20 protein-coding genes are annotated in these 23775 nt (G+C 71.1%); 7 read left to right on the top strand and 13 right to left on the bottom strand.

Going from position 1 to position 23775, the window contains the following annotated elements; all coding sequences use genetic code 11:
• Positions 1 to 83: 83 nt before the first annotated feature.
• Positions 84 to 1628: an alpha/beta hydrolase gene (locus tag ACFYR3_RS21680; RefSeq protein ID WP_355844822.1), complete on the top strand. Its 1545-nt coding sequence runs from the start codon at positions 84 to 86 to the stop codon at positions 1626 to 1628.
• A 116-nt stretch (positions 1629 to 1744) separates the two neighbouring features.
• Complete coding sequence (locus ACFYR3_RS21675; RefSeq protein ID WP_355844825.1) at positions 1745 to 3298, top strand: alpha/beta hydrolase; 1554 nt, start codon at positions 1745 to 1747, stop codon at positions 3296 to 3298.
• A 71-nt stretch (positions 3299 to 3369) separates the two neighbouring features.
• Here ACFYR3_RS21675 and moeZ read toward each other — a convergent pair whose 3' ends face one another.
• The 12 genes from moeZ to ACFYR3_RS21615 form a co-directional block, all read right to left on the bottom strand.
• Positions 3370 to 4548 carry an adenylyltransferase/sulfurtransferase MoeZ gene (gene moeZ, locus ACFYR3_RS21670; RefSeq protein WP_355844828.1) on the bottom strand — a complete coding sequence of 393 codons (1179 nt, stop codon included), beginning with the start codon at positions 4546 to 4548 and terminating at the stop codon, positions 3370 to 3372.
• A gap of 63 nt (positions 4549 to 4611) precedes the next feature.
• Positions 4612 to 5361, bottom strand: coding sequence for a spherulation-specific family 4 protein (locus ACFYR3_RS21665; protein ID WP_355844831.1), 750 nt, complete (start codon positions 5359 to 5361; stop codon positions 4612 to 4614).
• Complete coding sequence (locus tag ACFYR3_RS21660) at positions 5349 to 6311, bottom strand: NAD-dependent epimerase/dehydratase (protein ID WP_355844834.1); 963 nt, start codon at positions 6309 to 6311, stop codon at positions 5349 to 5351. The genes ACFYR3_RS21665 and ACFYR3_RS21660 overlap by 13 nt, the downstream gene beginning before the upstream one ends.
• 243 nt (positions 6312 to 6554) lie before the next feature.
• Positions 6555 to 7835: a hypothetical protein gene (locus ACFYR3_RS21655; RefSeq protein WP_355844837.1), complete on the bottom strand. Its 1281-nt coding sequence runs from the start codon at positions 7833 to 7835 to the stop codon at positions 6555 to 6557.
• Positions 7832 to 9613 carry a DUF3492 domain-containing protein gene (locus ACFYR3_RS21650; RefSeq protein WP_389284488.1) on the bottom strand — a complete coding sequence of 594 codons (1782 nt, stop codon included), beginning with the start codon at positions 9611 to 9613 and terminating at the stop codon, positions 7832 to 7834. The genes ACFYR3_RS21655 and ACFYR3_RS21650 overlap by 4 nt, the downstream gene beginning before the upstream one ends.
• A 210-nt stretch (positions 9614 to 9823) precedes the next feature.
• A complete protein-coding gene (locus ACFYR3_RS21645) occupies positions 9824 to 11605 on the bottom strand; it encodes an ABC transporter ATP-binding protein (RefSeq protein WP_355844840.1) in 1782 nt (593 codons plus the stop codon).
• A complete protein-coding gene (locus tag ACFYR3_RS21640) occupies positions 11602 to 12600 on the bottom strand; it encodes an ABC transporter permease (protein WP_355844843.1) in 999 nt (332 codons plus the stop codon). Before ACFYR3_RS21640 ends, ACFYR3_RS21645 begins: the two co-directional genes overlap by 4 nt.
• Positions 12597 to 13739 (bottom strand): ABC transporter permease, encoded by a 1143-nt coding sequence (locus ACFYR3_RS21635; protein WP_389284393.1) that lies wholly within the window; start codon positions 13737 to 13739, stop codon positions 12597 to 12599. The genes ACFYR3_RS21640 and ACFYR3_RS21635 overlap by 4 nt, the downstream gene beginning before the upstream one ends.
• Before the next feature lie 4 nt (positions 13740 to 13743).
• Positions 13744 to 15462, bottom strand: coding sequence for an ABC transporter substrate-binding protein (locus ACFYR3_RS21630; RefSeq protein WP_389284392.1), 1719 nt, complete (start codon positions 15460 to 15462; stop codon positions 13744 to 13746).
• A gap of 200 nt (positions 15463 to 15662) precedes the next feature.
• Positions 15663 to 15755: an Ms4533A family Cys-rich leader peptide gene (locus ACFYR3_RS21625; RefSeq protein WP_355844852.1), complete on the bottom strand. Its 93-nt coding sequence runs from the start codon at positions 15753 to 15755 to the stop codon at positions 15663 to 15665.
• 56 nt (positions 15756 to 15811) lie between these two features.
• On the bottom strand, positions 15812 to 17494 hold the full coding sequence (locus tag ACFYR3_RS21620) for a DUF3152 domain-containing protein (RefSeq protein WP_389284390.1): 1683 nt from the start codon (positions 17492 to 17494) through the stop codon (positions 15812 to 15814).
• Positions 17495 to 17502: 8 nt separating this feature from the next.
• On the bottom strand, positions 17503 to 18492 hold the full coding sequence (locus ACFYR3_RS21615) for an alpha/beta hydrolase (protein WP_355844858.1): 990 nt from the start codon (positions 18490 to 18492) through the stop codon (positions 17503 to 17505).
• A gap of 159 nt (positions 18493 to 18651) precedes the next feature.
• Between ACFYR3_RS21615 and ACFYR3_RS21610 the strand changes: the two genes are divergently transcribed.
• The 4 genes from ACFYR3_RS21610 (at position 18652) to ACFYR3_RS21595 (ending at position 20576) form a co-directional block, all read left to right on the top strand.
• On the top strand, positions 18652 to 18870 hold the full coding sequence (locus ACFYR3_RS21610; RefSeq protein ID WP_355844861.1) for a hypothetical protein: 219 nt from the start codon (positions 18652 to 18654) through the stop codon (positions 18868 to 18870).
• 186 nt (positions 18871 to 19056) lie between these two features.
• A complete protein-coding gene (locus tag ACFYR3_RS21605) occupies positions 19057 to 19698 on the top strand; it encodes a TetR/AcrR family transcriptional regulator (RefSeq protein ID WP_355844864.1) in 642 nt (213 codons plus the stop codon).
• A gap of 184 nt (positions 19699 to 19882) precedes the next feature.
• Complete coding sequence (locus ACFYR3_RS21600; protein WP_095852722.1) at positions 19883 to 20110, top strand: DUF3107 domain-containing protein; 228 nt, start codon at positions 19883 to 19885, stop codon at positions 20108 to 20110.
• A gap of 196 nt (positions 20111 to 20306) precedes the next feature.
• Complete coding sequence (locus ACFYR3_RS21595; RefSeq protein WP_355844866.1) at positions 20307 to 20576, top strand: hypothetical protein; 270 nt, start codon at positions 20307 to 20309, stop codon at positions 20574 to 20576.
• An 85-nt stretch (positions 20577 to 20661) separates the two neighbouring features.
• Here ACFYR3_RS21595 and ACFYR3_RS21590 read toward each other — a convergent pair whose 3' ends face one another.
• Complete coding sequence (locus ACFYR3_RS21590) at positions 20662 to 21423, bottom strand: ferritin-like fold-containing protein (RefSeq protein ID WP_355844869.1); 762 nt, start codon at positions 21421 to 21423, stop codon at positions 20662 to 20664.
• Positions 21424 to 21701: 278 nt separating this feature from the next.
• Between ACFYR3_RS21590 and ACFYR3_RS21585 the strand changes: the two genes are divergently transcribed.
• Positions 21702 to 23775 (top strand): DEAD/DEAH box helicase (locus ACFYR3_RS21585; protein WP_389284387.1); only part of this gene is annotated, 2074 nt, incomplete at its 3' end.

The raw sequence follows: 23775 nt of genomic DNA, 5'->3' as shown, positions 1-23775 counted from the left end.
CCGGGTACGGCCCCGCGGTGCGCCCTCACCCACACGGCTCGTGCCCCGAGCGCCCCACCTCGCACGCCCGCAGGATGGGGAACATGCCGAACCCGCCCCAGCGGCGCGCCGCCGCCCTGGCTGCCACCGCCGTCCTGCTGACCTCGTGGGTGTCCGGCTGCAGCGGTGACTCCAAGGACGAGGATCTGACGGCACAGAAGCTGAACTGGAAGGCGTGCCCGGCACCGTCCGAGGCCGAGGGCGGCGGCAGCGCCCCCTCACCTCTGCCGGGCGGTGCGGAGTGGCAGTGCGCCACCTTGAAGGTGCCCCTCGACTGGTCCGACCCCAAGGGCGACACGATCGGTCTCGCGCTGATCCGGGCGAAGGCGAGCGGCGACCCCAGCAAGCGCATCGGCTCGCTCATCTTCAACTTCGGCGGCCCCGGCGGCTCGGGCGTCACCACGCTGCCCGCCTTCGGTCAGGACTACGCCGCCCTGCGCACCCGGTACGACCTGGTGAGTTTCGACCCGCGCGGAGTCGGCCGCAGCGCGGGTGTGAAGTGCGAAAACGACCAGCAGCTCGACAAGTTCTTCCAGCAGGACGCCACTCCGGACGACGCCGCCGAGCAGCAGGAACTCCTGCGGAACACCAGGACGTTCAACGCGGCGTGCGAGAAGAACTCCGGCAAGGTCCTCCCCCATGTGCGCACGACGGACGCCGCGCGCGACATGGACCTGATGCGGCAGGTGCTCGGCGACGACAAGCTGCACTACTTCGGCATCTCGTACGGCACCGAACTGGGCGGCGTCTACGCCCACTTGTTCCCCAAGAACGTGGGCCGCGCCGTCTTCGACGGAGTCGTCGACCCGACGCAGAACGTGGAACAGAGCTCCCTCGGCCAGGCCAAGGGCTTCCAGCTCGCGCTGGACAACTTTGCCGCGGACTGCACCTCGAAGGCCGAGGACTGCCCCATCGGTGACACCCCGCAGGACGTCAAGGACCGCATCGCCAGACTGCTCAAGGACCTCGAAGCCAAGCCGATCCCCGGGGTCTTCCCGCGCCGGCTCACCCAGACGGCCGCGACCAGCGGCATCGCCCAGTCGCTGTACTCCAAGGACTTCTGGGAGTACCTGACGGAGGGACTTCAGCAGGCGTACGACGGCGACGGCAAGGTCTTGATGCTGCTGTCGGACTCCATGAACGGGCGCAGCGAGAACGGCCAGTACAGCAACATCACCCCGGCGAACATCTCGATCAACTGCGCCGACGACAAGCCGCGTTACACCGCGGACCATGTGCGGTCGAAGGTTCCGGAGTTCCGGGCCGCCTCCCCGCTGTTCGGCGACTATCTGGCCTGGGGCATGGTCAGTTGCACCGACTGGGCCGTGCCGGGAGCCGCCGAGCACCCGGACGTCAGCGCCCCCGGCGCGGCACCGATCCTCGTGGTCGGCAACACCGGCGACCCCGCCACGCCGTACGAGGGCGCTCGGGCGATGGTGGACGCGCTCGGCAAGGGGGTCGGAGTCGAGCTGACGTACAAGGGTCAGGGGCACGGGGCCTACGACAGCAAGAACAAGTGCGTGCAGGGCGCGGTGAACGGCTACCTACTGGAAGGCACCGTGCCGTCGGCTGGCACTGTCTGTTCCTAGAAAACCCCAGGTCAGAACGTTATCCACAGGCCTCGACGGCGATCGGCGGCCGACGCCTACTATGGCCTGCAAGGTGATCCGCGACTTCCGGCGGACCACGGGCGAGGGGGACTCTCATGACACGTTTCGCACGGTGGACGGCCGCGGCCGCCGCCGCGTTGCTGCTGACCGGCTGCGGCGGGGGCTCGTCGGCCGGCAGCAAGGACGAGGGGAAGAACGGTGACGGGCCGTCGGTCACCGCGCCGTCTTCCGGCGGGTCGCCGGGGCTGCCCGCCTCGCTCACCTCACAGAAGCTCGACTGGGGCCGCTGCAAGGGCACTTCGGACTCCCCCGCGCCCGGAAGCGGCTGGCAGTGCGCGACGCTCAAGGTGCCGCTGGACTACGCGAAGCCGGGCGGCGGGACGATCGGCCTGGCACTCGTCCGCTCGAAGGCGACCGGCGGTCGGGGCAAGCGCATCGGCTCGCTCCTGTTCAACTTCGGTGGGCCCGGTGGCTCGGGCGTCTCCACGATGCCGTCGTACGAGAGCGTCGTCGGCCCGCTCCACGAACGCTACGACCTGGTGAGCTGGGACCCTCGTGGGGTGGCCGCCAGTGAAGGCGTGCGATGCCGCGGGGACAAGGCGATCCAGGTTTCCGAGTCGGTGGACGCCACACCGGACGACGCGGCCGAGGAAGCGGCGTACTTCAAGGACGCCACGGACTTCGGCAAGGGCTGCGCGAAAGCCGCCGGGAAGCTGATGTCCCATGTCTCGACGACCGACACGGCCCGCGACATGGACCTGATGCGCCAGGTCCTCGGTGACCGCCGGATGCACTACTTCGGCATCTCGTACGGCACCGAACTGGGCGGCGTGTACGCCCACTTGTTCCCGAAGAACGTGGGACGCCTGGTGCTGGACGCGGTCGTCGACCCGAGCGCCGACACCGTGGGCCATGCCAAGAACCAGACACTGGGCTTCCAGCGCGCCCTGGACGACTACCTCAAGTCCACCGGCCAGGACCCGAAGCAGGGCTCCCGGAAGATCGCGGACCTGCTGAAGCGGATCGACGCGAAGCCACTGCCCACCGCCGGCGGGCGCGAGCTCAGCCAGACACTCGCCCTCACCGGCATCGTGCTGCCGCTCTACAGCAAGGAGGGCTGGCCGCGCCTCACCGAAGCACTGAAGGACGCCGAGGGCGGGGACGGTTCGGCCCTGCTGACGCTCGCCGACGGCTACAACGAACGCGACACCTCGGGGCACTACGGCACGACGACGCATTCCCAACGGGTCATATCGTGCTTGGACGACAAGGAGCGGCCGACTCCCGAGGAGACGAGGAAGCGGCTGCCCGAGTTCGAGAAGATCTCGCCCGTCTTCGGGGACTTCATGGGCTGGGACACGGCGGGCTGGTGCCACAACTGGCCGGTGGCCGGTCAGTACGACAACCCCGAGGTCAGCGCCCCGGGAGCCGGACCCGTGCTGGTCGTCGGCAACACCGGGGACCCGGCGACACCCTACGAGGGCGCCCGCAGGATGGCGGACGAACTCGGCAGGGGCGTGGGTGTGGAGCTCACCTGGAAGGGCGAGGGCCATGGCGCCTACGGGAGTGGCAGCGACTGCGTCGACTCGACCGTGAACAGCTATCTGCTGGACAGGACGGTGCCGAAGGACGGCAAGGTCTGTTCATGACGACGGCGGGGGTCTCGCGGACACCGCGTCCGCGAAACCCCCGCCATCGAAAGAGCGGGCCGAGCCGCCGGTCAGTACACCGGCTTCTCGGGTTCGATCTGGTTGACCCAGCCGATCACACCACCGCCGACGTGCACCGCGTCGGAGAAACCGGCGGCCTTCAGGACGGCGAGGACCTCCGCGCTGCGGACACCCGTCTTGCAGTGCAGGACGATCTTCTTGTCCTGCGGCAGGCTCTCCAGGGCGGTGCCCATGAGGAACTCGTTCTTCGGGATCAGCTTGGCACCGGGGATCGAGACGATCTCGTACTCGTTGATCTCGCGGACGTCGATGATCTCGATGTTCTCCCCGTCGTCGATCCACGCCTTGAGCTGCTTCGGAGTGATCGTCGAGCCGGCCGCCGCCTCCTGCGCCTCCTCGGACACGACGCCGCAGAAGGCCTCGTAGTCGATGAGCTCGGTGACGGTGGGGTTCTCACCGCAGACCGCGCAGTTCGGGTCCTTGCGGACCTTGACCTGGCGGTACTGCATCTCCAGGGCGTCGTAGATCATCAGGCGGCCGAGGAGCGGCTCACCGATGCCCGCGAGAAGCTTGATCGCCTCGTTGACCTGGATGGAGCCGATGGACGCGCACAGCACACCGAGGACACCGCCCTCGGCGCAGGAGGGGACCATGCCCGGCGGCGGGGGCTCCGGGTAGAGGCAGCGGTAGCAGGGACCGTGCTCGGACCAGAAGACCGAGGCCTGTCCGTCGAAGCGGTAGATCGAGCCCCATACGTACGGCTTGTTGAGCAGCACACACGCGTCGTTGACCAGGTAACGGGTCGCGAAGTTGTCCGTGCCGTCGACGATCAGGTCGTACTGGCTGAAGATGTCCAACACGTTCTCGGCCTCGAGCCGCACCTCGTGAAGGACCACGTTCACGTACGGGTTGATACCCAGCACGGAATCGCGCGCGGACTCGGCCTTGGAGCGGCCGATGTCCGCCTGGCTGTGGATGATCTGGCGCTGCAGGTTCGACTCGTCGACCTCGTCGAACTCCACGATGCCGAGCGTGCCGACGCCCGCCGCGGCCAGGTACATCAGTGCCGGCGATCCGAGGCCGCCGGCGCCCACACAGAGCACCTTGGCGTTCTTCAGCCGCTTCTGCCCGTCCATGCCCACATCGGGGATGATCAGGTGGCGGGAGTACCTGCGGACCTCGTCTACGGTGAGCTCAGAGGCTGGCTCGACCAGGGGTGGCAGCGACACGGGGACTCCGTTGGTCGGTCAATCACTACAGTTGTTCTCCCCGTAACACTGCCACGCCCTCCTTCATTCCGAGACACCCGTTCCGATCCGCGAGACGATTTCGTCCCAGTAGCCGGGCAGGCTCTCCCAGGGGTCGGTCTGCCCGCCGTGATCCGAGCGGTCGGTGAAGTAGATCGTCGAGGCGCCCTGCCAGCGGGCGATGCGCAGTGCCTCGACAAGGTGGCCGCGCGGCACACCGTGCACGAAATGGCAGAAGCGCTCGGGGGGATGGTCGGCGGTCCACTCGGCGACCTGCGACCAGCGGTATTCGGTCCAGGGGCCCGAGAAGGTCACCAGCTGGTCGGCGTTCTCTGCATACCCAGGGTGCGGGTGAGTACCGTGGCCCAGCACTATGTGGCCGCCGTCGCACAGTGCGCGGAGCGCGCCGACCGTACGGCGGATCTCGGGGAGCGCGGCGCGTTCGGTGGGACAGCGGTCGAGGATGAATCCGTCGGCCTGGTACCAGTCGAGATAGCGACGCGCGTCGGAGAATATTTCGCCGAAGGTACGTGCCCCATGGGCGGTGTCCAGGTGTCCCAGCACCCGGATCCCCGCGTTGCGCAACCGACCCGAGGCCTCCAGGCAGCGCGGGTCGGGTCTCGCGCCGGGACCGTTGTCCACGTTCAGGACGACCCAGTGCAAGGGAGTGCCGGGGCGGGTGAGTTCGTCCCATTCCACGGGAGCGACGAGGGGGTGCGCATAGCCGGGGATACCGAAGCCGAGTCCTAAGTCGGTGCTCGCGCTGCTGGTTGCGGTTCTGGTCAGATACGACATGCTGCCTCCATCCAGATGTCGGCGAGGGATTCCTCGAGGTTGATCCGGGGCCGCCAGCCGAGCCGGTCGCGTGCGGTGCGCACATCGGCCTGCTGCCAGCTGCCGCAGCCGTCCGGGTAGGGGTACGCGACCGGGGCCACGTGGTCGGGTTCGGGGCGGGGGTGGCCGATGGACGGCCTCATGGACGGGCCGGGCGGGCCGTCGAGTTCGTGCAGGGTGCCGCTGTAGCCGGCCACGCGTGCGAGGACGGCGGCGGCGTCACGGAGACGTACGGCACGGCCCGAGCCGATGTTGATCACGCCCTGTGCGGCGGACAGGGAGGCGGCGTGGACGGCACGGGCGACATCACGGACGTCGATGAAGTCGCGCTGGACACCGAGGCCGCCCAGTTTGAGTTCGCCGTCGCTGGCCTGCATGGCGCGGCGCAGGGCTTCGGCGAGCCGGCCGAGCGGGGAACCGGCGGGTGTGCCGGGTCCCGCGGGTGAGAAGACGCGGAGCACGACGGCGTCCAGGCCGGAACCGAGGACGAGTTCGGTCGCTGCGAGTTTGCTCACTCCGTACGGGCCACCGGGGCGCGGGACGGCGTCCTCCGCGGTGGAGGAGCCGGGCTGGCTGGGCCCGTACTCGGCGCCGCAGCCGATCTGGACGAGCCGGGCCCCGCAGCCGCTGCGGCGCAGGGCCTCGCAGACGGTGGCGACCGCGACGGTGTTGTGCCGGGTCAGGTCGCGGGCGCCGCCGCGGGTGGCGCCCGCGCAGTTGATGACGACTCCGGGGTGCACCGCGTCCAGGAAGCGGGTGAGTGCGCCGGGGCTGCCCGAGGCGAGGTCGAACCGTACGTCGGCGTCGTCGCCCCGGCCGAGCGCGGTGAGCTGCACGGCCGGGTCGGCGAGCAGCCTGTCGGCGACGAAACGGCCGAGGTAGCCGTTGGCTCCGATCAGCAGGACCCTCATCGGGCGGCTCCCGGGGCGGATTCTCCGGTTCGGGAGGTGATCATCTGACTGTCTCCTTCGAGGTCGTGCCGTAGTCGTGAAGAGGGCCCGCGGTGTCGGCCCCGCGGGAGAAGGGGGCCCGGATCCGGGACGCTGTCCGGACTCCGGGGAGGGCTCACGGCGGTGAGGGCGTCGTGGGCCGGTTCAGGGCGGCCTCGGGCCACCGGGTAGGCAGACTCGGCGCGTCGGGGCGCGGATCGCGGCTCATGGGGCCTCGCAGGGCAGGGCATGGGCCGAGGCGCGGGTGAGGGTGCGGGTCGCCTGGACGAGGAGGACGAGGGCGCCCGCCCCGCAGGCCAGGGCCGGTACGGCGCCGGGTCCCGCTGCCCCGATCAGGTGGTCGACGGGGGTGGCCAGGAACGAGCAGCCGGGCAGGCGCGCGGCGAAGACCGTGGCGAGGGCGGTGGCCTCCGTCGCACCCGCGCCGGAGAGCGCGCGGCCCGGGGCGTGGGTGAAGCCGCGTGCGGACAACAGTCGCGCGAGCAGGAGCAGTGCGCCGAGGGCACCGGCTCCGGCATAGGCGGGTGACTCGTTCAGGGCCGTCCCGCACAGCGCGAGCAGTCCGCCCAGTGCGCACAGGAACAGGGCGAACGTCCCGAGGAGCAGGGGGCGTACGGAGGCGGCGAACTCCTCCAGGCCGCGGCTCGCGCTCAGTCGGCGACGGGCGCGGGCGGCGAAGAGGTGGGCGCACCAGGCCGCCGGGGCACAGGCCAGGGAGAGGGCCAGCACGGGTGCGGTGGCCAGAGGCCAGGGGCCGTCCGGGCCGCCGTCCCGGCCGGCGGTCAGCAGTCCGTCACCGACGAGGGCGTACGCGGCGAGCCAGCAGGTCCACGCGCGTGCGGCGTTCGTCGTGCGGTGCCGGGTGCTCAGGGGGCCGCGGCGGAGGGCGACATGCAGGCCCGACGTCATGGCCAGGACGCCGAACGCGGCGACGGCGAGACGCTGCTGCCCGTCGGTGAGCCGCAGCCCGACGACGACGGCCGAGCCGAGGGCACCCGGCACCAGGGCGAGCGCCGCCCAGTAGGCGCGCTTGCCGGAGCTCCCCGGAGTTTCGGTGCGGGGCGCGGACTCCCCGTCGCGTGCGGCGCGGGCGTACATCTCCTCGGCAAGCGAGAAGACGTCCCGGTGCCGGAAGCGCGCGGCGGTCCGGTCGGTCACCCCGTGCGCCTCCAGACCCGCCGCGATCTCCAGCGGGTCCACGGCCCGCTCGCAGAGCTCGCGGTGCCGGTGCATCAGCGCCTTCACGGGGTCGACCGCGCCGCGGCGCCCGGTCGGCCTGCGCACGCCGTGGGAGCCGTCATGTTCCGAGCCACTGTCACGTACCGGGTCACCGTCACGTGACGAGTCACCGTCGCGGAGTGAATCGGTGTCGCGTACGGACCGCTCGGCCCAGGTGTCGGGGCTCGCCGGTGTCGCGGGCCGGTTCGGTTCGCCCAGGTCGTCGAGCCCGCTCGGGGCGCCGGGTCCGGCGCCGTCGATGGTCATGCGCCCTCCCCCACGGAAACGGACACCGGCACGGACAGGGACACGGGCGTGGGCACGGACAGGGGCACGGTGGCTCGTACCGGTGCCCCCTGCGCCCAGCGCGGTCGGCCCGCGGTCCCCGCGGTCATGAAGCGGTTCTCGGTCCAGCGACCAGGCACATGGGCCTCGGCGGGCACTCCGAAGGGCAACGGCTCCCCCTCATCGTCCACGACTACCCGACACACCGGGGAGTGCGAGACGATCTCCAGGTAAATGCCGTGAAATGCCGTGATGTTCTGCTCGACGGTGAAGAGTTCGAGGGCGCGTGCGCGGGCGGCCGCGCCCAGACGCTCACGGCGCTCGGGATCGCGCAGCAGCGCCACGCACGCCTCCGCGAGCGCCCGCGGATTGCGCGGCGGAACCACCAGCCCCGTACCGCCGATGACCTCGACGACCGCGCCCACGTCCGTGGACACGGTGGCCCGGCCGCAGAGCATGGCCTCGACGAGACTGACCGGGAAGCCTTCGACGACGCTGGACAGGACGACCAGGGCTCCGCAGGCGTAGGCCTCCGCGAGGCTCGGGACCTCCGGACCGCCGATCTCCTCGAAGGAGACCGGGTTGTCGCCGACCGCGTGCACCCCCTCCGCCTCGTCCGGGAAGAGCTGCGCGGCCAGCGCCTTGCAGTGGGCCAGGTAGGTCGCGCCGTCCGGGCCTTCGGCGGGGGCGCCGACGATCCGCAGCCGGGTCGCCGGCTCGGCCTTGCGGACCTCGGCGAAGGCGTGCAGCAGGGAGATCAGGTCCTTGGCCGGTTCGATGCGGCCGACCCATACCAACGTGTCGGGGTCCGCGCACCGGCTGCCCCGCACGGCCTCCCCGACGTCCGCGAAGCGCGCGGCCTCCATGCCGGGGTGGACGGTGCGCAGCTTGGCGCGGTCGGCGCCGCAGCGCTCCTGCCAACGGCGGACGTGCGCGTTGCCGGGCGTGATGAGCGCGGCGGCGCGGTAGACCTCGGTGGCGAGCCGGCCGTGGAAGGCGGCGAGCAGCGCCCGGACGGCGGGGGCCTCTTCGAGGGTCGCGGCAGCGAGGTAGTGCGCCCGCAGCTGCACGCCGTACTCGGTGACCAGCAGCGGGACACCCAGGAAGTGCCGGGCGAGGAGACCGGGCAGCGCCGCCGCTCCGCCGGCCGCGGCGTGGCAGAGGTCGGCCGAACCGAGCGCGTCGTCCTCGTACCAGTCCAGCGAGAGGGGGCGCAGGGTGCGCTCGATGTGCGCGGCGACGGTGAGCAGATCGGGTACGCGCGCGGTGCGGGCCGTGCGGAGTACGCCGGGCGCCCGGCAGGCGTGTTCCAGGGCACGCACCGCGCTCTCGGAGCGCAGGGCGCCGACCAGTCCGCCCTCGTCCCGGGCGAGTTCGGCCAACCCGTACAGGGCGCTGGCGAAACGGTCCGCCTCGGCGCCGACGGAATCCGCCGGGTCTCCGGAGACTTCCGCGCCCGCGGCTTCCGGCCCTCCGCACACCGCCGCCGCCAGTTCCCCGTACGCCTCGGCGAACCGGCGCCGGGCCCGGCGTCCGTACACCACCCCGTCGCTGGGCGCCGTCCACAGCGGTGCCGTGCGTACGCGGCCGACCTGGGGCGGCAGCTGGACCCAGCCCCGGTCCTCCTGGCGCTCGGTGCGGCTGAGCGCGTAGATGTCGAACTCGTGCCGCCCGAGCCCGCGTACGAGCCGGTCGCACCAGAGTCCGGCGTCACCGCTCACATACGGATAGCCACCCTCCGTCAGCAGTCCGATGCGCACGAGCACACCCCCGATCTCCCGTATGGGGAGCCGCCGTTGACCCGGCGGCTCGCAGCGGGACGAACGTATGCGGACAAGGCGGTGGTGCGACGGACGGTTGTCCGTCACACCACCAAAAGGGGTGAACGGTCGTAACTTTCCCGCGCAGGCCGCGTTTCGTCGCGCTACGAGATCAAGCAGCCACGCCTTCGCCGGCCCCGGGGCCTCGTATCACGCCGGGGACAGCTCCTTGCGCTCCGCGCGGCGCCGCGCCGCGATCTCCGGGTCGAGTGCCGGTACGGCGGCCAGCAGCTGTCGGGTGTACGGGTCCCGCGGGCTCTCGTAGACCTCGTCGGCGGGACCGTACTCGACGAGCCGCCCGCGTCGCATCACCGCCACCCGGTCGCTGACCTGGCGTACAACCGCGAGATCGTGGGCCACGAACACCAGCGCGAGCCCGAGTTCCCGCTGCAACGCGGCGAGCAGGGCGACCACCTGGGCCTGTGTGGTGACGTCGAGGGCGGAGACCGGCTCGTCGCACACGATGACGCGCGGCTCGGCGGCGAGTGCCCGCGCGATGCCGACTCGCTGGCGCTGCCCGCCGCTGAACTCGTGCGGGTAGCGGTCGTAGTGCGCCCCTTCGAGCCCCACGCGCTCCAGCAGTTCCCGTACGCGCCCTCGAATGCGCGTCTCGTCCCTCCCCCACTCGCGGCTTCGCTCGAGCGGGGGGACCCCCATCCCGCGCGCCCGCAGCGGATCGGCGATGGACTCGCCCACGCTCCGCCGGGGGTTGAGGGACGACACCGGGTCCTGGAAGACCATCTGCACCGAGGGGTGGACGCCGGACTGTTCGCGCCCCTCGTGGAGGACCACGCCGGACGTGGGCTCCAGCAGCCCCACCAGCATCCTCCCCAGGGTCGTCTTCCCGCTGCCGCTCTCGCCGACGATGCCGAGGGTCTCGCCCCGGCGGACGCTCAGCGACACGTCGTCCACGGCCGCGAACCGCTGCTTCCCACGCCCGAACTCCCGCCGGAGCCCGACCGCTTCGAGGACGATGTCGCCCTCGACGGGTCGTGCGCCCGCCTCCGGTCCGGCGCCGTCTTCCTGCCCGGCCCGCTCGACCACGCGAGGGGTGTCCACGCGGGGAACGGCGCCGAGGAGTTCGCGGGTGTACGGCTCCCGGGGTGCGCCGAGGACGGCGGCGACCGGCCCGTGCTCGACCGCGCGTCCGTGACGCATCACCAGGATCTCGTCGACGCTCTCGGCCGCGACCCCGACATCATGGGTGACCAGCAGCAGCCCCGTCCCGGTCTCCTGCCGCAGGGCGTGCAGGAGGTCGAGGATCTGGGCCTGGACGGTCACGTCGAGGGCCGTGGTCGGCTCGTCGGCGATCAGGAGCTCGGGTTCGCAGGCCAGGGCCATGGCGATGAGGGCTCGCTGGCGCATGCCACCGCTGAACTCGTGCGGGCGCGAGCGGGACCGGCGTGCCGCGTCGGGGATGCCGACGCGGTCCAGTACCCGCACCGCACGCGCGCGTGCCGCTCGCCGGGACGCCTTGGTGTGCACCCGGTACACCTCGGCGATCTGGTCGCCGACCGCGTAGTACGGGTCGAGGGAGGACAACGGGTCCTGGAAGACCATGGCGGCCTTTCCGCCGCGCAGCCGACGCAGTTCGTCGTCGGACGCCCGCTGTACGTCGACACCGGCCACCCGGACCGTGCCGCCGACGCGCGCTCCGGTGCCCCGGTGCAGCGCCAACAGTGCCGACGCCACCGTGGACTTGCCCGAGCCGGACTCGCCGACTAGGCCCAGTGCGGCACCCTTCTCCAGCCGGAGGGAGAGCCCGTCGACGGCGCGCAGGTCCCCGAAGTCGACGACGAGGTCGCTCACTTCGACCAGAGGGGCGGAGGCCGAGGCGGAGTCAGCGGATGAAGCCGGGGAAGCGGCCTGGGCAGAAGCCGGGGCAGAGGCCGTCGAAGGAATCGTGGAAGGAGTCTTGGAGAAGTCGCTCATGCCAGCACCACCCGTCGGTCGGCCACCGCGTAGAGCACGTCCGCGACGGCGTTGGCGATGACCACGAAGAAGCCGATGACCAGGACCATGCCGACGACCACGGGAAGGTCGACGACGTTCACCGCGTGCACCAGTTCCTGGCCGATGCCGGGCAGTCCGAAGAGTGTTTCGGTGAGCACGGCGCCGCCGACCGCCGACCCGAAGGTGTTGGCGTTCAGCGCGATGATCGAGGCGAGCGCTCCCCGGACGGCGTGCCGCCCGATGATCGACCGCTCGCCCACGCCGTAGGCGCGGAAGGTCCGGATGTGGTCCTCGGCCAGCGTCTCCAGCATCGAGGCCCTGGTCAGCCGGGCGAACGCGGCGGCTTCGACGAGGGCGAGCGAGAGCCAGGGGAGCACCAGGTTCCACGCCCACTGCTCGGGGTCGTCGGAGAAGTTCACGTACTGCGGGAAGGGCAGCAGTTCCAGCTGGCCGCAGACGACGATCATCAAGATCAGGCCGATGACGAAGACGGGCGTCGCCGTGCCGGCGAGGGTGAGGCCGGTCAGGACCCGCTCGCTGATCCGGCCGCGCCGCCACGCGGAGAGCACGCCGGTGCCGACGCCGAGAACCAGCCATACGACCATCGCGCCGAACACCAGCGACAGGCTGACCGGCAGCTTCGTCAGGATCAGCCGCGTGACCTGCTGATCGGTCTGGTACGACAGCCCGAGGCAGGGCGCCGGGCAATGCTGGACGGAGGTGCCCGTCGAGTAGTCCTGCCCGATGAGGAGGCCCTCCAGGAAGTGCCAGTAGCGCACGTACAACGGGTCCCCGAGATGCAACTGCTCGGCGACCTGGTGCACTTGGAGGGGTGAGCAGCGCGGGCCGCAGGTGATCTGGGCGACGTTGCCGGGGGTGGCGTAGAAGACGACGTAGATGATCACCGAGATGGCGAAGAGGGTGACCGCGGTGCCGAGGGAACGGCGCAGGACGAACCCGCCGAAGCCGCTCATGCCGTGGCCTCCTTCGTCTCGTCGGCGGACGCGCCCGGCCGGGGCACACCCGCGACCTGCGGGGGCGTTCCGGCGTCCTGTGGGGGCGTTCCGGCGTCCTGCCGGGGCAGGCCCGTGCCGCCGCCGATGGGTACGCCCACGCTCGCGTCGGCCTTGGCCTCGCGCCTGCGGCCCGTGCCGACGCGCAGGCGGGATGCCGCGCGCGGGTCGAGGGCGACGCGCACGCCGTCGCCGAGGACGGTCAGGGCGAGGACGGTGACGAACAGCGCGCCGGCGGGCAGCAGCAGGTACTGCGGCGCGGCCTGGTACCAGACGTCGGCGGCGGTCAGCATCTGCCCCCAGGACGGGGTCGGCGGTTTCACGCCGACCCCGAGGAACGACAGGGCGGCCTCGACACCGATGTTCATCGGCACGAGGAGCGCGGAGTACGTGATGAGCGGGGCGGCGAGGCCCGGCAGCAGTTCGCGGCGGGCGATCCGCCAGGTGCCCCAGCCGCTGAGCCGGGCCGCGGCGACGTAGTCGAGCTGTTTGAGCGTGAGCGTCTGGGCGCGCACGATCTTCGCGAGGGTGCCCCAGGCGATCAGGCCGATGACGAGGGCGACGAGTACGGGACGCGGGAAACTGCCGGGCACGATGGCCAGCAGCGCCAGCGACATGATCATCAGCGGCAGCGCGACGATGATCTCGGTGACGCGGCTCAACAGTTGATCGACCCATCGGTTCCCGAGCGCCGCCGCGACGCCCACGACGACGGCGATGACGACCTGCACGATGGTCGCCGCGAGCGCGACGCCGAGGGAGACCCGGGCGCCGTACACGAGGCGGGCGAACAGGTCGCGGCCGGTCTGGGGTTCGACGCCGAGCCAGTGACCGGCGCCGATGCCGCCGAGCGGGCCGACGGGGACGCCGCCGCGCGCGGAGTCCACCAGCGAGGGGTGGTAGGTGCTGGGGTCCTGGCCCTCGATCGCCGTGAGCAGCGGTGCGGCGAGCGCGACCAGGACGAGCAGTGCGACGACGGCCGCCGCGACGAGGGCGGCGCGCTGCGCACGCAGCCGGCGCCAGAACTGACGGGCCCCCGAAGCCCCCGTGACGGACGTGTCCGTCACGGGGGCCGAGGAGGCGACAAGTGCCTCGCTCACGGTGCTACTTCACCGCGACCTGGGAGATGTCCAGCACGCCGGTCCAGTCGCTGATCACGATGTTCTTGACGCCCTCGCCGTACAGCCGCTTGTAGACGGGGTGGAACAGCGGCACGGTCAGCGCCTGCTCACCGATCTTCTTGTCCAGTGCGCCCCAGCGCTTGGCGGCCTCGTCAAGATCGGTCAACTTGTTGATCGCGTCAATCTCGTCATTGACCGACTTGTCATCGAGGAAGCCGGAGTTGAAGTTGGCTCCGTCCTTGACGATCTGCCAGCCGTCGAAGATCGGGGCCAGGAAGGGGCCGCCCGAGGGCCAGTCGGCACCCCAGTGGGCGAGGAAGAAGCCCGGCTCGGACTTGGCGCTGTGGATCTTGTCGCTGTAGTCGTTCTCCTCGAGACCCTGGAGCTTGACGGTGATGCCGGCCTTCTTGAGCGCGTCCTGGACAGCGGTCGCGATCTCCGGACTGGTCTCGAAGTCCTTGCTGTTGGAGTGGGTGAGCGTGATGGTCAGGCCGTTCTTGTGGCCCGCCTGCGCCAGCAGCTCCTTGGCCTTGGCCGCGTTGCCGGACGCGCCCGCCGGGAACAGGTCGTACGGCGTGTAGCCGAAGGACTTCTGGTTCGGCAGGTACGTCGTGGCGGGCTCGGCGAGCGACGAGCCGCCCGCGGCGTTGATCACCGAGCTGCGGTCGACTGCGTACGAGATCGCCTGGCGCACCTTCGGGTCGTCGAACGGCTTCACCTTCGGGTTGAAGGCGAGGTAGTTCGTGTAGCCGAAGTGCCCGGTGCCGACGCGCGAGGCCAGCGCCTTGTCCCCCGTCACCTTGGCGAGCTCGGCCGGGCCGAGGTTGGTGTCCGTGGTGACGGCGCCGGCGTCCGCGCCCTGGGAGGAGGACAGCCGCTGGTTGATCACGGAGGAGTCCAGGCCGGACCGTACGTCGATCTTGTCGGGGTAGGCCTTGCGCTCGGCGTCGGTCGACGCGGACCAGTACGTGTTGCGCTCCAGGGTGAGGCGCTCGCCGTCGTTCTCGTTCTTGACGACCTTGTACGGACCCGAGGAGACCGGGTGCTCCTCGTACTTCGTGCCGGTGTCCTTGGCCTTCGGGACGGGCGTGAACTGCGTCTGCGTGGCCAGGTAGGGGAACTCGCCCTCGGGCTTGTTCAGGTGGAAGACGAGGGTCAGCGCGTCCGGCGTCTCGATCGAGTCGAGGCCCTTCTTGTCCTTGTAGGGACCCTGGTAGCCGGCCCCGCCGATCAGCCAGTCCCGCAGGTAGGGGGCGCCCCCGGAGAGCTCGGCGGCGAAGGAGCGCTCGATGCCGTACTTGATGTCGGCGGAGGTGATCGGCGTGCCGTCCTCGTACTTGAGGCCCTTCTTCAGGGTGTACGTCCACACGGTCGCGTTCTTGCTCGGGCGGCCGGTGTCGGTGGCGAGGTCGGGGACGACCTGGGCGCCGGCGGCCCCGTTCTCGCGGTTGCGGGTGGTGAGCGTACGGAAGACGAGCGAGGGCACGTTGCCGCCGCCGGAGGTGTAGAGCCGCGCGGGGTCGAAGTCCGACTGCGGATTGGAGTTCAGGACGGTGAGTGTGCCGCCCTTGTGGGGCTGGGAGTCGCCACCGGAGCTCTTGGCATCGTTGTCCTTCGGCCCGCAGGCGGCGGCGCCCGCTGCCACGACCAGGCTGACGGATGCCGCGGCCACGCGGCGCGCTATGACGGACGGTTGACGCATCGGAAGACGACCTCTCGGATGACTCGAATACTGAGACGGAATGACGCGGAGTGAGACGGAGGAGCGCAGAGCTCGCCCAGGGCGTCAGGCGTCGGAGTCCGACCGGACCGAAAGAGGCACGGGCGCGCCGAACCGCTGAGGTTCGGGAGCGCACGGAAACAAGACGGGAAGGAAAGCGACGCACTCGCCGGGGGCGGGCGTCAGCAACAGTGAATGTCGGCCACGCAGAGCGCGGTCACGCCGAGGAGCGCCAGCTGAAGAGCGGCGCGAACGGAGGCGTGACGGGGTGACATGCGGAAAAATATGAACGATCTTTCGGCGCATGTCAACGCGGCCCGAGCGCTCCCTGTCAACTCCCGGGATAGGGCCAGGGGTTGGGCAGACAGTGGATTCCGTCATGGTCGAGGAACTTGGTCTGCTGCTGCATGACCGGGGCGAGATCGCCGTCCTTGCTGCAGGTGACGTGCCCGTATCCGAGCCGGTGGCCGACCTCGTGGTTGATCAGCATCTGCCGGTAGGAGTGAATCTTGTCACCGAAGCCGTAGGTCTTGGAGCCCTGGGCCCAGCGGTACGCGTTGATCATGACGCGCTCGGTGGACGCCGAGTCGCACGACACGTTGTCCTCCGTGGTGTCGAGGCCCGACTTGGCGCACCACTCGGCGGTGGTACCCGGGCTCGCCAGCGTGATGACGAAGTCCGGCTTCCCGGAGTCGACCCGCTCGAAGGTGCGGGCGCCGCCGTGGGCCCAGCTCCGTCCGTCGTTCAGGGTCTTCTGCACGGCGTCGGCGAAGAGCGCGCCGTCGAGACCGAGGCCCTCTTCGATGTCGACGCGGTAGGTGTACTTGTGCCCCTTGCCGGGCGCCTTGGCGACTCCGGGCACCGCGTCGAACTTCCCCGACGCCTTGAGCTTCGCGCCGAGCGGGTACGTCCTGGCCATCTTCTGGTCGTACGTCAGGGCCGCCGCGGCCACGTTCGGTTGCCCCGACTGGGTCGGCCGGTCGTCTCCGCGCGAGGCGGAGTCCTGGGTCACCCGGCCGGCGCCGCCGTCGGCGGATTCCGTCTTCGCGGCCGCGTCGTGCTGTCCCGTGGCCATCTGTCCGGCCACGACGACGGCCAGCACGGTGGTCACGGCTGCCGCCGCGATCCCGGTGAAGGCCCACCCCTTGCGGGCCTTGCCCTCGTCCTGCTCGTCGGTCTCCGGCAGCGGCCGCTCACCGGTCCCGGTGGACCGGGCGTTCCGGTCGGCGGCGGAGCCGCGGGGATCGGCGGCACGGGGGCCGGTCGTCCGCCCCGCCGCACCGCCGCGAGGCGCCGGAAGGTCGCCGCTCTCCTGCGTGTCGAGGTCGAACGCGTCGACGTACGCCTGCCGGGGGGTCGTCACGGCCTGCTGACGCTGCCGGGGGACCCGGGGCCCGGGAGGCGCGCCCTGTGGAGCCCCACCCGCCCTGGACTCCCCCCAGCCGCCGCCCTGTTCACGTTGCTCGGGATGCCCGCCCCGCACCTGCGGCATTCCGTGGGCGGGGGTCCCGTCGGGAAGACGCGGCACGCCGTGCGCCGGGGTCCCGTCGAAAAAACGCGGCACCCCACGCGCCGGGGTGCCGTCGTCGAAACGTGGGACGCCCTGTGCCGGAGTCCCGTCCGCGAATCGTGGCACCCCGCGCGCGGGAGTGCCGTCGGTCATCCGCGGGAAGCCGTGTGCCGGAGTCCCGTCAGGAAAACGCGGCACGCCGTGCGCCGGGGTGCCGTCCTGGAAACGTGGCACCCCACGCGCGGGAGTGCCGTCGGCCGGCCGGGGGAAGCCGTGTGCCGGGGGCGCGTCGTCGAAACGCGGTGCGCCTCGCTGTGGTTCGCCCTGCTGCGGGGTCCCGCCCGCGGGCGGATAGGGACCCAGGGGGCCGGGCGGGCGGGTCGCCGCGCGGCGGGCGCCGTCCGGGCCCGGCGCCGGAGCGGATGCCGCTTCCTCTGCCGGAACCGCTCGCGTCTGCGAGGTGTCCGTCCTGCCGGCCCGCCCCCGACGACTGTGTCGTCCCACTTCCCGCCTCAGCTCTCCGCGCCGATTGCCACCGAAGAGGTCAACTCTCCCAGGTCCGCCAGGAGTTCACGGAAGGCGGTGGCCACCGTCTCCGGATACTCCATCATGGCGACGTGCCCCGCCTCCGGCAGGGACAACAGCCGGGAGTCGCGGAAGGCACGGGCCGCGCGCTGCGCCATACGGTAGCCGACAAGTTGGTCGCGTCCGCCGTAGACCAGGAGCGTCGGGGCGAGCACCCGTTCGGCCTGACGCCACAGCCCGTGCTGGCCGCCCAGCGTGTAGGCGTTCACGACCCCGCGCGCGGAGCGTGCCATCGCGTCCCAGAAGTAGGGCAGGGCGAGCCGCCGCTCCATCTCCTCGACAGCGTTGCGGAAACCCTCGGGCGTCACGATGCCGGGATCGCCGTAACAGAGGGCCAGCACCCCCCGTACACGCTGCTCAGCGGACCATTCCTTGGTCAGCTTGGTGAACAGCGCCGCCACCCCGGGCAGCGCGAGCAGCGCGGTCGGCCACGCGGTGCGCTGCGCGCGGATCTCGGGCAGCGCGGGCGAGACCAGAGTGAGCGTCCGGACGAGATCCGGCCGGACGGCCGCGACGCGCGTCGTGACGGCTCCGCCTAGGGAATTGCCGAAAAGGTGTACGGGGCCGCGTCCGGACGCGTCGAGATAACGGATGACCGCGCGCGCGTGGCCGGTGACCGAGTAGTCGCCGTCGTCCGGCGGCGGCGAGTCGCCGAAGCCCGGCAGATCGAGGGCCTCGCTGTCCACGAGCCCGTCGAGCAGCGACATCAGCGCCGACCAGTTCTGCGAGGAACCGCCCAGACCGTGCACGTACAGCGCGGACGGCAGGTTCTCCCTGGCCGGAGGTCTCGACCGGATCGTCAGCGTGATGCCGGGCAGCCCGACCGACCGCAGTCGCTCCCCCTCCGCGACCCTGACGGCGCCGACCCTCGGCATGACGGTGGCGGCCGGCGCGGAAGGGAGTTCGGTCGAAGACATGCCGCAATGTTACGAGACGATCACGCGGGGGCTCATGTGTTCGCGGTCACAGATCGCGAGCGCATCGCATAGCGTCCGGATCGCGTGTCTCCTAGGCTTCGAACGAGGGCACTCGTACGTACATCAGGAGCGCACTCGTACCGTTCGGGAAGAGGAACCATGACAGTCGACCCGACAGACCCCGGAACATTCGACGACCAGTTCCGGGAAATCCTCGACACGGAGGCCCCTGAGGCCGACGCCGTCGAGCAGTCCGCCGAGGTGGATCCCGCGGACGATGTCGACCCGGAGCCCCCGGGCGACCGCCTCAACGCCGATGAGGCGGATCTCGCCGAGCAGGCCCGGGTCGTCCGGCTGAACGAGGACGACTACAGGTGACGTGACACCGCTGATCAGGGCCGTCGGGACGGCCGGGTGCCCAGCTCGTCCCCTTCGGCACACTGTGCGCCGTCCCGTCGGCGTCCGGTCCGTGAAATTCTGCGCTCGCACCGCACACAGCACGGTTACCGAAAAGTACGATGGCGGCGCGGCGCACACCGCACGTGGACAATTTTGGGAGGCGGCGTGACAGCCATCGAGCAGACAGAGGCAGCACGCCCGCGGGGCACTCGCCTGCCGCGCCGTGCCCGACGCAACCAGCTCCTCGGCGCCGCCCAGGAAGTTTTCGTTGCGCAGGGATATCACTCGGCCGCCATGGACGACATCGCCGAGCGCGCGGGCGTCAGCAAGCCGGTTCTCTACCAGCACTTCCCGGGCAAGCTCGATCTGTACCTCGCCCTGCTCGACCAGCACTGCGAGTCCCTGCTCCTGGCGGTACGGACGGCGCTCGCGTCGACCACGGACAACAAGCTGCGCGTCCGCGCCACCATGGACGCCTACTTCGCGTACGTGGAGGACGACGGCGGCGCCTTCCGGCTGGTCTTCGAGTCGGACCTGACCAATGAGCCGGCGGTGCGCGAGCGCGTCGACAAGGTGACGCACGAATGCGCCGAGGCGATCTGCGACGTCATCGCGGAGGACACCGGTCTCTCACGCGCCGAGTCGATGCTCCTCGCCTCGGGCCTCGGCGGTCTGGCCCAGGTGGTGGCCCGTTCCTGGCTGCACAGCGATCACAATGTCCAGCGCGACCAGGCGGTCCAGCTGCTGACCTCGCTCGCCTGGAGGGGGATCGCGGGGTTCCCGCTGCACGGCACCGATCACCAATGACCCACCGCATCACCGACACCAAGGAAGCGGCCGGGGGCGCACCCCTCGGCCGCTTCTTTGTTCCCGTCGGCTGTTCGCTCCTGGCGTTCCCGGGCGGAGCGTGCACCTCCCCTCGCCGGGCTAATGTGTGCTGCGTACGGCGCGTACGAACGCGCACATGACTGACCGTCGGAGGGACAAGGCCGTGGAGGTCAAGATCGGCGTGCAGCACGCGCCCCGCGAGATCGTTCTGGAGAGCGGTCAGACCCCGGAAGAAGTCGAGCGCGCGGTGTCCGAGGCGCTGTCCGGCAAGTCGCAGCTGCTGAGCCTCGTGGACGACCACGGCCGCAAGGTCCTGGTTCCGGCCGACCGGCTGGCGTACGTGGAGCTCGGCGAGCCCACGCAGCGCAAGGTCGGATTCAGCGCTCTGTAGAGAGCCAGCGCGACGAAGTGGTGTGAAGGGCCCGGTGACGATGTCACCGGGCCCTTCACGTACCACTCGCCGCACCTGGCCCGGCGCGTCCACAGATGGAGCACATGCCGGGCACAGGGGAGGGTTGCGTTCCGCACGTCAGGGGTAGGACCGGCTACGACCGATTTGCACCGGCCGTGCGGGAGGGACCCTCACCATGTTCTTGGAAGCGCTCGGCTCCGCGCTGCTCGGTTTCGCGCTGGCGTGGGCGGCCTCGTACCGCCTGCCCCACCGGTTGCCGGAACGCAGCCTGGTCCTGTCGACCGGGGTGGCGGGAGCCCTGTTCGGCGCCTTCCTGACGCACACGGCGCTGGGCTCCGGCCACTTCCTGGTCATCCTTCTCGGCGCGGCGGCCGTCTCCTTGGCGCTGCTGTCGCTGCTGCTCCGCCCCGAGGAGCGGTTTCGCCGCCGCTCGGCGACGGCGTAAGCCGTTCCGCGGACGCCGCTCCCGCGACCGTGAACCGCGCCCCTAGTCGGCTGATGCCGAGGGTGAGCCCCTGGCGGGCGGGCCGCTAGGCGGCGAGGCCCAGTGCGGCCATGCGCTTGGTGTGCGCCTCGGTGATCCGGGAGAACATCCGGCCGACCTCCGCGAGATCGAAACCGTCCGCGACACCGCCGACGAGCATCGTCGACAGGGCGTCTCGGTCGGCGACCACGCGCTGCGACTGGGACAGGGCCTCGCCCATCAAGCGTCGCGCCCACAGCGCGAGCCGGCCGCCCACCCGCGGGTCGGCGTCGATCGCGGCGCGCACCTTCTCGATGGCGAAACCGGCGTGACCGGTGTCGTCGAGGACACCGAGGACGAGCTTGCGGGTGTCCGAGTCGAGGCGGGCCGCGACCTCACGGTAGAAGTCACTGGCGATCGAGTCGCCGACGTACGCCTTGACGAGCCCCTCCAGCCAGTCCGAGGGAGCCGTCTGCCGGTGGAAGCCGTCGAGCGCTGCGACGAAGGGCTCCATCGCCTGCGTCGGCTCCGCGCCGACCGCGGAGAGCCGGTCCCGCAGCTGCTCGAAGTGGTGGAACTCGGAAGACGCCATCTTCGCCAGCTCCGCCTTGTCGCTGAGCGTGGGCGCCAGCTTGGCGTCCTCCGCGAGCCGCTCGAACGCCGCGAGCTCGCCGTACGCGAGCGCTCCGAGCAGGTCCACCACCGCGGCGCGGTAGTGCGGCTCGGCCGAGGCCGTGTCCCAGTTCTGCGCGGCGACTCCGGTGGCCGCGGGGGCGGTGTCGGCGGGGGCCTCGGCGGGCTTCTCAGCGGCGTTGTCAGGCGTCGTCATGAAGCGCACAATAGCCCGCTCACAGCACGAGGGAAGTCCCTGGTCAACCAGTGTGACGACGACTACGTGACCAAATCGGCCATCGCATGTGCGCGATTCCGGGGTATGGTGGTAATGCGCCCGGCGAGTAAATTCGACGGGCCGCACGAATGAGGATGCCCGGTCGGTGGCCCGATCGGCTCCGACCCGACAGCCCTCCTCGTCGGTACGGCACATTGCGTACGGCATCCGGAGGGAACCCTCAGCGGCACGAGAGCTCGAGCGTCGGCAGTGGTCCCATGCCACTCGGCCCGCCCGTCAAGAGCGGCCGACGTTCCCGGCACGGTCCCGTCACGACCCCCGCGCTCGCCTCGCACCGCGTACACAGAAGAGGCAGCACCCTGACTACGACTTTCCGAGACCTCGGAATCCTTCCTGAGACCGCCGAAGCCCTTGAGGCCGTCGGCATCATCAACCCCTTCCCCATCCAGGAGATGACGCTCCCCGTCGCCCTTTCCGGCAGCGACGTCATCGGCCAGGCCAAGACCGGCACCGGCAAGACGCTGGGCTTCGGCCTTCCGCTCCTGGAGCGCGTCACCGTCCCCGCGGACGTCGAGGCGGGCCGGGCCAAGCCCGAGCAGCTCACCGACGCCCCGCAGGCCCTCGTGGTCGTCCCGACGCGCGAGCTGTGCACCCAGGTGACCAACGACCTGCTGACCGCGGGCAAGGTCCGCAACGTGCGCGTTCTCGCCATCTACGGCGGCCGGGCGTACGAGCCGCAGGTGGAGGCCCTGAAGAAGGGCGTCGACGTCATCGTCGGCACCCCCGGGCGGCTGCTGGACCTCGCGGGCCAGAAGAAGCTCAACCTCAAGCACATCAAGGCGCTCGTCCTCGACGAGGCCGACGAGATGCTCGACCTGGGCTTCCTGCCCGACGTCGAGAAGATCATGAACATGCTGCCGCCCCGCCGTCAGACGATGCTGTTCTCGGCCACCATGCCGGGCGCGGTCATCGGTCTCGCGCGCCGCTACATGTCGCAGCCCACGCACATCCGCGCCTCCGAGCCGGACGACTCGGGCGCGACGGTCCGCAACACCGCGCAGTTCATCTACCGCGCGCACAACATGGACAAGCCCGAGTTGGTCGCCCGCATACTGCAGGCCGACGGCCGTGGCCTGGCCATGGTCTTCTGCCGCACCAAGCGCACGGCGGCCGACCTCGCCGACCAGCTCCAGCAGCGCGGCTTCGCCTCCGGCGCGGTCCACGGCGACCTCGGCCAGGGCGCCCGTGAGCAGGCGCTGCGCGCGTTCCGCAACGGCAAGGTCGACGTCCTCGTCTGCACCGACGTCGCGGCCCGCGGTATCGACGTCGAGGGTGTCACCCACGTCATCAACTACCAGTCCCCCGAGGACGAGAAGACGTACCTGCACCGCATCGGCCGCACCGGCCGCGCGGGCGCCAAGGGCATCGCGATCACCCTCGTCGACTGGGACGACATCCCGCGCTGGCAGCTGATCAACAAGGCGCTGGACCTCGGCTTCGGCAACCCGCCGGAGACGTACTCCACGTCCCCGCACCTCTTCGAGGAACTGAGCATCCCGGTCGGCACCAAGGGTGTCCTGCCGCGTTCCGAGCGCACCCGCGCCGGGCTCGCGGCCGAAGTGGTCGAGGACCTGGGCGAGACCGGTGGCCGTGGCGGCCCGCGTGGCCGCGGTGGCCGTGCGGCGGCGCCGTCTACCACCGAGCGCGAGCGTGAGCGCCCGGCGCGTACGCCGCGCCAGCGCCGTCGTACGCGCAACGGTGCGCCGATGGACGAGACCTCCGAGTCCACGTCCCCCGAGACGACCACGGAGTCTCCCGCGTCGGTCGAGGCGACCGAGCCCCGCACACCGCGCCGCCGTCGGCGTACGCGCAGTGGAGCGGGCTCCGAGCCGGTGGCCGCCGCTGCCGTGGCCGCCCCGGTGGCCGAGGCCGCCGAAGCCGCCGTCGCGACGGCGGAGGGTGTCACCGACGAGCCGGCCGCGCCGCGCCGTCGCCGGGCCCGGAGGGGCGCCGAGCCCACCGGGACCGCTGTCGAGTCGCCGGAGGCGGCTGTGACCGCTGCCGAGGCCGTGGTCGAGAGCGTCGCCGCCGAGGTCGTCGCCGAGGCTCCGGCCAGGCAGACCCGCCGTCGGACCCGCAAGGCCGCCGAGACGGTCGCCGAGGCCGTCGCGGTCACCGAGGCTCCGGCCGAGCCCGTGCGGCGCCGGACCCGCAAGGCCGCGGAGGCCGTTCTCGACACCGTCGAGGCCGCCGCGACCGAGGTCGCCGAGACGGTCGCCGAGACCAAGCCCCGGCGCACCCGCGCCAAGGCCGCGACCACCGTCACGGACA

Source organism: Streptomyces sp. NPDC005784 (assembly GCF_042871525.1).
Lineage (GTDB): Bacteria > Actinomycetota > Actinomycetes > Streptomycetales > Streptomycetaceae > Streptomyces.
This window is presented reverse-complemented; position numbering and strand designations above follow the sequence as displayed.